This window comes from Streptomyces spongiicola (assembly GCF_003122365.1).
In the GTDB taxonomy this organism is placed as follows: domain Bacteria; phylum Actinomycetota; class Actinomycetes; order Streptomycetales; family Streptomycetaceae; genus Streptomyces; species Streptomyces spongiicola.
In genome coordinates this window covers 2,327,823-2,339,649 of sequence record NZ_CP029254.1, presented here as the reverse complement: position 1 = coordinate 2,339,649, position 11,827 = coordinate 2,327,823, and the positions used below count along the sequence as shown (strand labels likewise).

At 73.8% G+C, this 11,827-nt stretch carries 12 protein-coding genes; 4 read left to right on the top strand and 8 right to left on the bottom strand.

Features of this window, described 5'->3' with window-relative positions; all coding sequences use genetic code 11:
• Nucleotides 1–10: 10 nt before the first annotated feature.
• On the top strand, nucleotides 11–1,348 hold the full coding sequence (locus DDQ41_RS10070) for a geranylgeranyl reductase family protein (protein WP_262508415.1): 1,338 nt from the start codon (nucleotides 11–13) through the stop codon (nucleotides 1,346–1,348).
• A gap of 131 nt (nucleotides 1,349–1,479) precedes the next feature.
• Here DDQ41_RS10070 and DDQ41_RS10065 read toward each other — a convergent pair whose 3' ends face one another.
• Nucleotides 1,480–1,929: a nitroreductase family deazaflavin-dependent oxidoreductase gene (locus tag DDQ41_RS10065; RefSeq protein WP_109294189.1), complete on the bottom strand. Its 450-nt coding sequence runs from the start codon at nucleotides 1,927–1,929 to the stop codon at nucleotides 1,480–1,482.
• Between the two features lie 169 nt (nucleotides 1,930–2,098).
• Between DDQ41_RS10065 and DDQ41_RS10060 the strand changes: the two genes are divergently transcribed.
• Nucleotides 2,099–2,842, top strand: a complete 744-nt coding sequence (locus DDQ41_RS10060) for a TetR/AcrR family transcriptional regulator (RefSeq protein ID WP_109297655.1) — start codon at nucleotides 2,099–2,101, stop codon at nucleotides 2,840–2,842.
• Nucleotides 2,843–3,013: 171 nt separating this feature from the next.
• Here DDQ41_RS10060 and DDQ41_RS32085 read toward each other — a convergent pair whose 3' ends face one another.
• Entirely contained in the window at nucleotides 3,014–3,403 is a 390-nt protein-coding gene (locus tag DDQ41_RS32085; protein ID WP_223179121.1) for a DUF6332 family protein, read from the bottom strand.
• A gap of 187 nt (nucleotides 3,404–3,590) precedes the next feature.
• The gene (locus DDQ41_RS10050) at nucleotides 3,591–4,925 is read right to left on the bottom strand and encodes an MFS transporter (RefSeq protein WP_109294188.1); all 1,335 of its coding nucleotides are present in this window, start codon (nucleotides 4,923–4,925) and stop codon (nucleotides 3,591–3,593) included.
• A 334-nt stretch (nucleotides 4,926–5,259) separates the two neighbouring features.
• Between DDQ41_RS10050 and DDQ41_RS10045 the strand changes: the two genes are divergently transcribed.
• Nucleotides 5,260–6,486: an ROK family protein gene (locus DDQ41_RS10045; protein WP_109294187.1), complete on the top strand. Its 1,227-nt coding sequence runs from the start codon at nucleotides 5,260–5,262 to the stop codon at nucleotides 6,484–6,486.
• A gap of 483 nt (nucleotides 6,487–6,969) precedes the next feature.
• Here the strand turns inward: DDQ41_RS10045 and DDQ41_RS10040 are convergent, their stop codons facing one another.
• Together DDQ41_RS10040 and DDQ41_RS10035 are read right to left on the bottom strand one after the other, a co-directional pair.
• Nucleotides 6,970–7,491 carry an ATP-binding protein gene (locus tag DDQ41_RS10040; protein ID WP_109294186.1) on the bottom strand — a complete coding sequence of 174 codons (522 nt, stop codon included), beginning with the start codon at nucleotides 7,489–7,491 and terminating at the stop codon, nucleotides 6,970–6,972.
• Nucleotides 7,492–7,689: 198 nt separating this feature from the next.
• Nucleotides 7,690–8,037: a hypothetical protein gene (locus DDQ41_RS10035; protein WP_109294185.1), complete on the bottom strand. Its 348-nt coding sequence runs from the start codon at nucleotides 8,035–8,037 to the stop codon at nucleotides 7,690–7,692.
• Between the two features lie 181 nt (nucleotides 8,038–8,218).
• Here DDQ41_RS10035 and DDQ41_RS10030 point away from each other — a divergent pair, with 181 nt between their 5' ends.
• Complete coding sequence (locus DDQ41_RS10030) at nucleotides 8,219–9,334, top strand: PLP-dependent cysteine synthase family protein (protein WP_109294184.1); 1,116 nt, start codon at nucleotides 8,219–8,221, stop codon at nucleotides 9,332–9,334.
• A 208-nt stretch (nucleotides 9,335–9,542) separates the two neighbouring features.
• Here DDQ41_RS10030 and DDQ41_RS10025 read toward each other — a convergent pair whose 3' ends face one another.
• The 3 genes from DDQ41_RS10025 to DDQ41_RS10015 form a co-directional block, all read right to left on the bottom strand.
• Nucleotides 9,543–10,022, bottom strand: coding sequence for an SRPBCC family protein (locus tag DDQ41_RS10025; protein WP_174720277.1), 480 nt, complete (start codon nucleotides 10,020–10,022; stop codon nucleotides 9,543–9,545).
• 316 nt (nucleotides 10,023–10,338) lie between these two features.
• Nucleotides 10,339–10,794, bottom strand: coding sequence for an SRPBCC family protein (locus DDQ41_RS10020; RefSeq protein WP_109294182.1), 456 nt, complete (start codon nucleotides 10,792–10,794; stop codon nucleotides 10,339–10,341).
• On the bottom strand, nucleotides 10,791–11,639 hold the full coding sequence (locus tag DDQ41_RS10015) for a DeoR/GlpR family DNA-binding transcription regulator (protein WP_109294181.1): 849 nt from the start codon (nucleotides 11,637–11,639) through the stop codon (nucleotides 10,791–10,793). Before DDQ41_RS10015 ends, DDQ41_RS10020 begins: the two co-directional genes overlap by 4 nt.
• Nucleotides 11,640–11,827: the final 188 nt, after the last annotated feature.

The window sequence follows — 11,827 nt, the reverse complement described above, 5'->3', positions numbered from 1 at the left end:
GAAGCACATCGTGAGCAGCGAGAACGCAGATGCCGCCAGCGGGCGGGACCAGCGGGTTTGGGACGTCGTCGTGGTCGGCGCGGGGCCCGCGGGAGCGTCGGCGGCCTATGCGGCCGCGGTGACGGGGCGACGGGTGCTCCTCCTGGAGAAGGCCCAACTCCCTCGCTACAAGACCTGCGGCGGCGGGATCATCGGTCCCTCGCGGGACGCGCTGCCGCCCGGTTTCGAACTTCCCCTGAAGGACCGGGTGCACGCCGTCACGTTCTCGATGAACGGCCGGCTGGCCCGGACGCGGCGCTCACGGCGGATGCTCTTCGGGCTCGTCAACCGCCCTGAGTTCGACGCCGCCCTGGTGGAACACGCGGAGAAGGCCGGCGCCGTCCTGCGCACCGGGGCCACCGTCGTCCGGGTCGAGCAGCACGGACCGGCCGTGCCCGACCGCCGCACCGCGGCGGTCGTGCTCGCCGGCGGGGAGACCGTTCTCGCCCGCGCCGTGGTCGGGGCGGACGGCAGCGCCAGCCGCATAGGCGCACACGTCGGCGTGAAGATGGACCAGGTGGACCTGGGCCTGGAAGCCGAGATCCCGGTGCCCGCGACGGTCGCCGAGGACTGGGCGGGCCGGGTGCTCATCGACTGGGGCCCCATGCCGGGAAGTTACGGCTGGGTCTTCCCCAAGGGCGATGTGCTCACCGTCGGGGTGATCTCGGCCCGCGGCGAGGGCGCCGCGACCAAGCGCTATCTCGAGGACTTCATCGCGCGGTTGGGACTGGCCGGCTTCGAGCCGGCCGTCTCCTCCGGGCATCTGACCCGCTGCCGCAGCGACGACTCCCCGCTGTCCCGCGGGCGGGTACTGGTCTGCGGTGACGCGGCGGGGATGCTGGAGCCGTGGACCCGTGAGGGCATCTCCTTCGCACTGCGCTCGGGCCGGCTGGCCGGGGAGTGGGCGGTGCGGGTCGCGGAGGCCGGCGACGCCGTCGACGCCCGCCGCCAGGCGCTGAACTACGCCTTCGCGGTCAAGGCGGGGCTCGGGGTGGAGATGGGCGTCGGCAGGCGGATGCTCTCGGTGTTCGAGCGGCGCCCGGGCATCCTGCACGCCACGATCACGGGTTTCCGTCCGGCCTGGAAGGCGTTCTCGGACATCACGCGCGGGGCCACCACACTGGCCGGCCTCGTGCGCACGCACGGGCTGGCCCGGCGAGCCCTCGAGGCCATGGACCGCTCCCGTCCCGTGCCGGCAGCGCAGAACGGTGCCGCCGAGGCCGCCGACGGCGCCGACACCGACACCGACACCGACACCGACACCGACGGCGGACCGGACGGGACGGGCGGGATGCGGGTCGCGTCCTGAACAGCGCGCGCGGTCGACCGCTCCGTGCCCCGGGCCCGGCCCCGCGCGAGCCCGGTACCGGTACCGGCCCCGCGCGGGGAAGGGGCACGGGGCAACCGCCCCGGCGGATCACCGCCGACCGGTGATCAGGATCAGCGGGTGATCAGGAACACCGGGTGATCGGGTGCGGCCGCCAGGATCTCCTCGTCGGAGGACTTGGCGGTCACACCGTTGAAGTACCCGGCGACCTCCCAGCCCCAGTGCTTCAGGTAGGTCCGCAGGACCGGGAGCTTCGCGGCGTCGTCCACGACCTCGACGGCGGTGAAGCCGCGCACCCTGCGGCCCACCCGGAGCTCCCCGCCTCCCGCCGCGCGCATGTTGCGGACCCACTGCGAGTGGCCGCGTGCCGAGACCAGGTACTGCTCGCCGCCGTGGCGGTGCGGATTGACCGGGAGGCGCTGCATCCGGCCGCTCTTGCGGCCCCGCACGGACAGTTCGGCGGTGCCGAAGAGGCTGACGCCGTGGCGCGCCAGCCAACCTACGAGGTCGTTGAAGCGCCGTGCGACGGGTCCTGCCTTGACGTAGTGCGGCGACGGTGACACGGGACGACCTCCAGCGGCGGAACTCGGATGGCTTCGAATCCGGGAGAGCGGTGCTCTCTTATGTGGGCAGTGTGCACCATGCCCGGACGCCTGGGCAAGAGCGGTGCTCTCGTCGTTGGCGGGCGCTCCGAATCGTGGAACACTGCTCCGTATGGACACCGAGCACCGTATGGACACCGAGCACCGCACCGGGCGGTCTCCCGGCAGCTCCGGACCCGTCGTCCGAGGGGCCAGAGAGCGGGCCCGGGAGGAGATCACCGCCGCCATCAAGGACGAGGCGCGCAGGCAGCTCGCCGCCGACGGCGCCGCCAGGCTCTCCCTGCGCGCCGTCGCCCGGGAACTGGGCATGGTCTCCTCGGCGCTCTACCGCTACTTCCCGAGCCGGGAGGAACTGCTCACCGCACTGATCGTGGACGCCTATGACGCCGTGGGCGCCGCCGCCGAGGCGGCCGCGGGCACGGCCGGGGAGCCGCTCACCCGCTGGGGGGCCGTCTGCGCCGCCGTCCGGGCCTGGGCCCTCGAGCACCCCCACGAGTACGCGCTGATCTACGGTTCGCCCGTACCCGGTTATGCCGCCCCGCGGACGACCGTCGAGCCCGCCTCCCGAGTCGGCCTCGCCCTCGTCGGCATCGCGCGCGACGCCCACCGAGGACCGGGCGCCTCACCGCCCGGCCTCCCCGGCGGCCTCCGTCCCGAGGCCGAGCGGATCGCCGCCGACCTCGCTCCCGGGCTGCCGCCGGAACTCGCGGCCTCGCTGGTCGCCGCCTGGTCGCAGCTCTTCGGGCTGATCTCCTTCGAGGTGTTCGGGCAGTACCACCGGGTGGTGGAGGACCGGGACGCGTTCTTCGCGCACGCCGCGGAACGGCTCGGCCGGGAGGCGGGTATCGTCCCGTCCGCCGACACCCGGAGCTGACACACAGGGGCGGTACGGGCGGTGCGAGCGACCCGTCCGCCCGCGCCCGGAGCCGAACCCGGCGCGACGGCGGAGCGCGGGAACCGGCCGGTCCGGACCCGCCTGCTTCGGCCGCCTGACGTCCAGCTGCTACCGCCGACCGTCAACTGCCGACCGCCGACCGCCGACCGGTCAAGGCCTGCTGTCCGGGACCCGGCCCGACTCGTCGCCCCCGTCTGCGAGCCGCGGGCGGTCCGGTCCGCCGGACCCGGCGGAACTCCCCGGTCCGCCTCGCGCGCGTGCCGCCGCGGTCCCTTGTCCGGACCGCGCTGCCCGGGAGTTGCCGTCCGCCTCGCGCGCGTGCCGCCGCAGTACCGTGACCACCCGGACCGGGAACACCAGCCCCGCGGCGGCCGCGGCCGCGAGGAGCAGCCCCTGCTCGACTGCGTACGGCATGGTGAACATCAGCTTCGGTCCCGCGACGGCCCCGAAGACCACAGCCGCCGCGAACGCCCCGCTGAACAGCGCATAGCCGATCTCGACGGTCGACTCGTCCCGCTGCGCCTGCGTACGTTTCCCCACACGCAGAGTTTCACCGGGCCTCGGTGGACGGGCAACCCCCCGCCCACGCGGCCTGGTTGGGCCATCCCGCCGCTTCCGGCACCGCTGCACCGGTCGTTCGCGCCGAACCGGCCCGGTCGCATTCTGACGGGCCGTGTTCTGCCCGCCTCCGGGCTCCCCCGGCGGCGCGATCCGCGGGACAGCCGCGTCAGCGGGGCTCGGCCCGGCACCGCTCGTCCCGGGTGGCGCCGGCGGGCGCCCGCCGCCCGCCGGCCCGTGCCTCCGCGGTGCCTCCGTCCGCGGTGCCCCCGTCCGCGGTTCCGCGGGCGGTGTAGCCGATCACCGCGGCCACGGCGGCGAGCGCGGCCACCGTGGTCAGTGCCACCGGCAGCGAGAACCAGTCGGCGAGGAAGCCGATGACGGGGGGCCCGAGCAGCATGCCGCCGTAGCCCAGCGTGGAGGCCGTCGCCACCCCGCGCGGTCCGGCGAGCGCGCCCGCCCGCGCCACCGCCACGGGGAAGATGTTCGCCAGCCCGAGTCCGGTCACGGCGAAGCCCAGCAGAGCGAGCCAGACCGTCGGTGCCAGTGAGCCGAGCAGCATGCCGGCGGCTGCGGTCGCCCCGCCCGCGACCAGGGTCCGGGTCTGCCCGAGCCGTTCCAGCATGGTCGTGCCGGAGAGCCGTCCGGCGGTCATCGCCAGCGCGAACAGCGAGTAGCCGGCCGCCGCGACGCCCGGGTGCGCCCCCAGGTCCTGCTCCAGGTGCAGCGCTCCCCAGTCGGCGAGTGCTCCCTCGCCGTAGGCGGTGCACAGGGCGATGACGCCGAAGACCACGACGAGCCGGCGCGTACGGCCGGACAGACCGGCCCGGTCGTCTTCGCGTCCGCCGCCGGGGCGCGCGGTCCGTTCGCCGCCGTGTCCTTCGCGGGCTGCGGCGCGGCCGGTCCCGCCGTCGACGGGCGGAGAGGGGGCCCGCAGGAGGACCGGTCCGGCTGCGGCGGTGACGACGAGACCGGTCACCGTGAGGACGAGCAGGTGCGAGGCCGGGGAGAGCCCGGTGGCCAGCAGTCCGCCGAGGCCGGCCCCGATCATGCCTCCCAGGCTGAAGGCCGCGTGGAAGCCGGGCATGACGGGCCGTCGCAGCGCGACGACCAGGTCCACCGCGGCGCTGTTCATGGCCACGTTGATCCCGCCGTAGGCGGCACCGAACACCAGCAGTACCAGGCCCAGGGACAGCGGGGAGTGCGTCTGCGCCGGCAGTGCGATGCCGAGGGAGAGCAGGACCGCGGCCGCGACGGTCAGCGGACGGCTGCCGAAGCGCCCGCAGAGGCGTCCGGTGAGCGTCATCGTCACCACGGCCCCGGCGGACACGCCGAGGAGTGCGAGACCGAGGTCGCCGGCCGAGGCCCCGGTCTGCTCCTTGATGGCCGGGATGCGGACGACCCAGCCGGCGAAGAGGAAGCCGTCGAGGGCGAAGAAGACGGTGAGCGCGATCCGGAGCCGGGCGAGGGAGCGGGAAGGAGCAAGTTTGTTTAGTGGCGGCACAAAATCAGGATAGGGGACGGTCGCCATCCGGCCCAATCGCACCGGCGCTGCGCTTCCGGGAACGAGCCCGGAAGGGGCGGCTCCGCCCGGCGTCGCGCGCGACGTGCCCGGGAGGTGGCAGGAGGTGTGCCCGGGGTTGGAGGGAAGCGTGCCCAGGGTGTGGCAGGAGGTGCGCCCGGGGTGTTGAGGGCCCCCAGGGTGTGGAGGGAGGGGTGAGGGGTGCGCCGGGGGTGTGGAGAGCGGCGCCCCGCAGCGCCGCGGGAGCCGCCCCGCCGCCGCTGCGGGCGCCCCACTCGGCGCCCCCCGGCCTACGGGATCATGGGAGACTTCGCCCATGAACGGCAAGGCGACGAGCACCCGGACGCGGCTGGAGCGAGGCCGCGGCGCCCTCGGCCCCGCACTGGAACTGGTCCATACGGGGCGTGCGCCCACCCGGGCCGTGCTGACCGCCGAGTTGGGCGTCACCAGGGCCACGGCCGGTGCGGTCGCAGCCGAACTGGAGGCGCTCGGACTCATCCGGGTGGACTCCCGTCCCGGGGCTGCCTCCGGCTCCCAGGGCCGCCCCTCCCACCGCCTCGCCGTGGACGGGAACGGGCCGGTCGCCCTGGCCGCCCAGGTGCACGCCGACGGATTCCGGGCTGCGCTGGTCGGACTCGGCGGCACGATCGCGGCGACCGCCCCCGGCTGTGTCACCGTCTCCGCCGATCCGGCCCAGGTGCTCGGCGAGGTGGTCGAGGCGGGCGCGGCGCTGCTGGAGGAGTCCGGTCGCCGCTGTGTCGGCGCGGGACTCGCCGTGCCCTCGGCGGTCGCCGAACCCGACGGCACGGCTCTCAACCCGCTGCATCTCGCCTGGCCCGCGGGCGCTCAGGTCCGCGACATCTTCGCCGCGTGCGTGCAGGCGGCCGGTATCACGGGGCCCGCATTCACCGGAAACGACGTCAATCTCGCCGCCCTCGCCGAGCATCGGCACGGGGCCGGCCGCGGAGCCCGGCACCTGCTCTGCGTCGCCACCGGCCACCGCGGTGTCGGCGGTGCGCTCGTGCTCGACGGCAGACTGCACACGGGCAGCTCCGGCCTCGCGCTGGAGGTCGGCCATCTGACCGTCAACCCCGAGGGGCGCGCCTGCCATTGCGGCAGCCGCGGCTGCCTCGACGTGGAGGCCGACCCGCTCGCGTTCCTCACGGCGGCCGGTATCGACCCCGGCCCCGAGGTCTCACTGCTCCAGCAGGCCAGGGACCTGCTGCGCAAGGAGTACGACGACCCCAACGTGCGCGCGGCGGCCGAGGAGATCGTCGACCGGCTGGGCCTCGGGCTCGCGGGGCTCGTCAACATCCTCAATCCGGACCGCATCATCCTGGGCGGTCTGCACCGTGAGCTGCTCGACGCCGATCCGGAGCGCCTGCGGGCGGTGGTCGCCGACCGCAGCCTGTGGGGCCGCAGCGGCAGTGTGCCCATCCTGCCGTGCACCCTCGACCACAACAGCCTGGTGGGTGCGGCGGAACTGGCCTGGCAGCCGGTGCTGGACGATCCGCAGAGCATGCTGGCGCAGCGTGTTCCGTGAACTCCCGTGACGAAGGAGGCCCGTATGCGGCCCGGCGGTCCGGCCCGGGAGTGCGTCCGGGGTGCCCGCCGCGCGCCTCGTGCGGGTCGTCGGCCCAGCCGTCGGGACCCGCGAACGTCCGCGCCGCCACCGGGCGGGCCGGCTGCGCGGCTACCGGGGCATGCCGGGGTCTCGCGTACCCCGCACCGATCCCGGTCGGCCGATCGGCGACCCCGCCCCGCGCGGTCGCCCGCTCCCGGGCCCGCCGGCACGGCATCGCACGGCTGAGGCCCCCGGCGTACCGCCTGCCTGACTGCTTCCACGGTTGCCTGCACGCCTGCACGCCTGCACGCCTGCACGCCTGCACGTCTGCACGTCTGCACGCCTGCACGCCTGCACGCCTGCCCGTTCGTCCCGGACTCCGGAACGGGCGGACGGGCGGTCGGGCGGGCGGACGGGCGGACGGGCGGACGGGCCCGGTCGCAGGCCCGGGAACACGCCCGTTCAGGTCGCCACGGCGGCCCGTACCGGGGTGCGTTCCCGCGGCTCCGCCTCGATGACGGGGAAGGGGGTGGTGGTCTTCCCGAAGACGGTGTCGACCGCGTACGGCGGTGGCGCCGCGGGGGGCGGGAGGGCCGTCGGCAGTGTGAACCATACGGCCTTTCCCTCATCGCCCTTGGGCCGTACTCCCCAGCTCTCGCTCACGGCCTCGACCAGCGCGAGCCCACGGCCGGTGGTCTCGAGCGGCCCCGCGGATCCCAGCATCGGTATCCGGGGGTCGTGGTCGTGTACCGACACGGTGAGCCGGTCGAGGAGCAACTCCATCTCCACGGTGCACAGCTTGTCGGGTTGTGCGTGCCGGTGGACGTTGGTCAGAAGCTCCGTGACGCCGAGTGCCGCCTGGTCGATCAGGCGATCGAGCTGCCAGTAGCGCAGTTGCGCTGAAACGATTCTGCGGATCTGGCCGATCCGCGACGGCAGAGCCTGGAGCTCCACCGTGCAATGCCTGCTTGCCTCGCTGATCACGGCTGCGACTCCCCGAAATAGGTCCGGAAGAAGACGAAGGATCGGATCCAGCAGTTGGCTGCCGACTGCTGTCTGCGCCGGCGGAGCTGGGTCACAGTGTCACCGCCGGTGAACCCTGAGTGATGAGTCAAGAGTGAACCCGGTGTGACACATGCGCAACTCCGCGCACACACGGCGCGGGTGGGATGGTGCGGCAGATCAGCCGGAACCGCCGCCGGCCTTGCGGAGCACCTCCAGGAGGCGGCCCGTCAGCGCCCTGCCCTCGCGTCCCCCGCCGGAGCCGCTCAGCGTCAGCCGGTAGCGAATGCCGTTGACCGTGGCGACGGCCCTGTCGGCGCCCCCCGTGAACCAGGGCCTGCCGACCCGGACCGCCCGCACCGGTGCGCTGTCGATGACCCGTCCGTAGCTGGTCAGCAGGGCCAGTGTGCCGCCCTCGACCAGGACCTGCCCGGCCGTCGTGAGCGAGCGGGGCCATCGCTCGATCCGCACGCCCGTGGCGCTGAACTCCGGGTCCCGCACGGGTGCCGTGAAATCCGCCTCCGACATGGACGCCCCCTTCGCGCCGTTCCTGCACCTCAGTCTGCACAGCCATCCGCACGGGCACCAGAGCGCTTCCCCGCCGCATCCAAAGGCAACCCCTATAGCACCCCCAAGTCAACGTTTGTGCAGGTGAGGGACCTATTGTGGACTATGGGAAGTGCCGGCTGGAAAGTAAGGAGCGGGGCGCATGACCACCTACGAGGCGATGGCCACCGTCGATGTGGACCGCAGCGACCCCGAGTACCGGGCATGGCTCAAAGAAGCCGTACGGAAGGTCCAGGCCGATGCCAACCGCTCGGCCGACACCCATCTGCTGCGCTTCCCACTGCCCGAGAGATGGGGCATCGACCTCTACCTCAAGGACGAGTCCACCCACCCGACCGGCAGCCTCAAGCACCGGCTGGCGCGATCGCTGTTCCTGTACGGGCTGTGCAACGGCTGGATCCGGCCGGGCAGGCCGGTCATCGAGGCCTCCAGCGGTTCGACCGCCGTCTCCGAGGCCTACTTCGCCAAGCTCATCGGGGTGCCCTTCATCGCCGTGATGCCCCGCACGACCAGCCGGGAGAAGTGCCGCCTCATCGAATTCCACGGTGGCCAGTGCCACTTCGTGGAGGACCCGCGGAAGATGTACGAGGAGTCGGCGACGCTCGCCGTTCGGACCGGCGGGCACTACATGGACCAGTTCACCTACGCCGAGCGGGCCACCGACTGGCGCGGCAACAACAACATCGCCGAATCGATCTACCAGCAGCTGAGGTTGGAGCGCTACCCCGAGCCCGCGTGGATCGTGGCCACCGCCGGTACGGGCGGTACCTCGGCGACCATCGCCCGCTACGTCCACTACATGCAGCACGACACCAGGGTCTGTGTCCCGGACCCGGAGAACTCCTGCTTCTTCGACGGCTGGACCCGGGGCGACGCGCTGGCCACCAGCGACTGCGGCTCCCGCATCGAGGGCATCGGGCGGCCCCGGATGGAGCCGAGTTTCGTGCCCGGAGCCATCGACCGGATGATGAAGGTGCCGGACGCGGCGAGTGTCGCGGCCGTACGGGCCCTGGAGAAGGCCATCGGCCGCAAGGCGGGCGGTTCCACCGGCACGGGGCTGTGGAGCGCGCTGAAGATCGTCGCCGAGATGGTGGCAGCGCGGGAGCAGGGGAGCGTCGTGACCCTGATCTGCGATCCGGGCGACCGCTACCTGGACAAGTACTACTCCGACGACTGGCTGGCGGAGCAGGGCCTCGACATCGCCCCGTACACCGCCGCCATCGAGCAGTTCCTGCGTACCGGAGGCTGGCCCGGCTGATCCCGGCTGATCCCGGCTGATCCCGGCTGATCCCGGCTGATCCCGGCTGATCGCGGTCCCCGCGGGCTGCGGCGGACGAGGGGCCGGCCGGGGCCTCCGGGCCCGCTGGGGTGCCGGCGGGCTCCGATCGCGGGTCCGCTTCCCCGGGCCCGGGGAAGCGGACCCGCGATCGGGGCGCGGTCGCTCGACGCGTCCGCCCGCGCAGTCGCTATGTCGCCGGTGAACCGAGCCGACGGTCCAGACGGCGTACCGCGTCGCGGAAGGCCCGGCCCACGGCCGGCTTCGCGAACCCCATCAGGAGGCGCACCGGAGCGGCGCCGTCGACCGCCATCGTCCACCTCACCCGGGTCCCGGAGCCCGCGGGCGACAGCCGCCACTCCTCGAGCATCGCCCGTACGCCCGGGGCGTTGGTCTCGTCGACGCGGTAGGCGTAGCGCTCCCGGGGCCGGGCGCTCACGATCGTCTCCTGGAAGCGGGCGCCGCCGCGCAGCCGGACCTCCCGGCCCCCGCCGTCCCGGGTCGGCCGCGCGGACGTGACGGCCGTGAACCAGCCCGGCCAGCCCTCGACGTCCTCCGCGAGGGCGCGGTACACGGCCGCGGGATCGGCCCGCACCTCCGCCGTGAACACGAGACGGACCGGTGCGGACTCGGCGAAGTCCGGCTCCACGGGCCTGAGTCGGTGAGCCATGAACCGTACCTCCGGGAAGAGTCGGAGCGGGGCGGACGGGGGAGTGGAGCCGTTGAGTCGTTGGGGGAGCGGGTCGGCCTGCGTGCGGGCCGTGGAGCCGTTGGGGGAGCGGGTCGGCCTGCGTGCGGGCCGTGGCAGGAGGCGGAGCCGTGGATGCGGAAGCGGCGGAATCGGCGGAAGCGGCAGGAGAGCACGACGCAGGGTCAGGGCCCGGCCCTGTCCTGTGTCCTGTGCCCCGTGCCCAGGGAAGGGGAGAGCGGGCGGACAGGCGCCCGCACAGGGGCGTGCGGGACGGCGGCTGCCGTCCGCCGGACGGTCACCGCCCGGGCGGCCGCGGATCGCCGCTGAGCAGAGCGTCCACCACGCGGCCGAAGACGCGGCTTCCGGCCCGCGCCAGTACCGGTCCTGCCGCGCCGGGAAGTCCCCGCACCCGCAGTTCCTCCGTCCAGGTCACCTCCGCCCCGCCCGGGGACTCCCGCACCACGATCTCCGCCCAGCCCAGCACGACCCGGCCGCGCTTCTCCAGCCGGCAGTACCCGGTACGCCCGCCCTCCGGCGGCTCCCAGCGCACGATCTCCATCGGATCGTCGAAACGGGCAGGGCCGATCCCCGTCCGGGCGACGAACAGGGTGCCTTCGGCGCTCGGCCCCTCCGTCACCACGGAGATCCGGGTCAGCGGCACCTGCGCTGCGTGCGCCGGCCAGTCGGTGAGCCGGCGCCATGCCTCGGCGACCGGCAGCGGTGTCGTACGCACGATGCGGAACACGGTCATTCGGGCGCCTCCGGGCGTTCCGCCGGCTCACCGGCGACCACGAGGTTCGGCAGGTACTCGGTGATCGCCTCGCGCGCCCCCTCGGGCAGTCCGGCGTCCGTCACCAGGGTGTCCACCTCGTCCAGCCGGGCGAACGAACTGAGCCCGACCGTGCCCCACTTGGTGTGGTCCGCCACGACCACGACCCGGCGGGCCGAGCGGACCAGCCGCCGATTGGTCTCGGCCTCCGCCAGACTGGGAGCCGAGAGCCCCGCCTCCACGGAGATGCCGTGGACCCCCAGGAACAGCAGGTCGAAGTGGAGGGAGCGGATCGCCTGGTCGGCGACCGGGCCCACCAGCGAGTCCGACGGAGTGCGTACGCCTCCCGTGAGAACCACCGTGGCGCCGGCGCCCGGACGCACCTCCGCCGCCCCACCCGGCCGCTGCGCCGTGTGGAACACGTCGGCCACCCGCACCGAGTTGGTCACCACCGTCAGGTCGGCGACGTCGACGAGCCGGTGGGCGAGCGCGTACGTGGTCGTGCCGCCCGACAGCGCGATGGCGCTGCCCGGGACGACCATCGCCGCCGCCGCCCGGGCGATGTCCTCCTTGGCGCCGGGCTCAAGCGACGACTTGGCCTCGAAACCGGGTTCGTAGGTGCTCGCCTCGGTGACCGGCACGGCACCCCCGTGCACCTTCTCCAGCACGCCCTGCCGGGCGAGGGCGTCGAGGTCGCGGCGGACGGTCATGTCGGAGACGTTCAGCCGGCGGGTGAGTTCATTGACGCGCACGCCGCCGCGCCGCCGCACCTCGTCGACGATCAGGGCGCGCCGCTGTTCCGCGAGGAGGTTCTGATTGTCGCTCACCGCTGGGGTCGGTCCTTCCGTCGTGCCGTCGAGATGCCACCGCTGTTCACCGAGGTTTCTCATCCTGCCACGGTGGGCGCGCCCCGGCGGAGGGGAGATTACGTACAGGGGCGCGCGGCCGCGCGCCGCGGTCCGGGATTCCGGGCACCGGGGAGCCCCCAACCGCCTCGAATCCCGCCGGCAGAAAG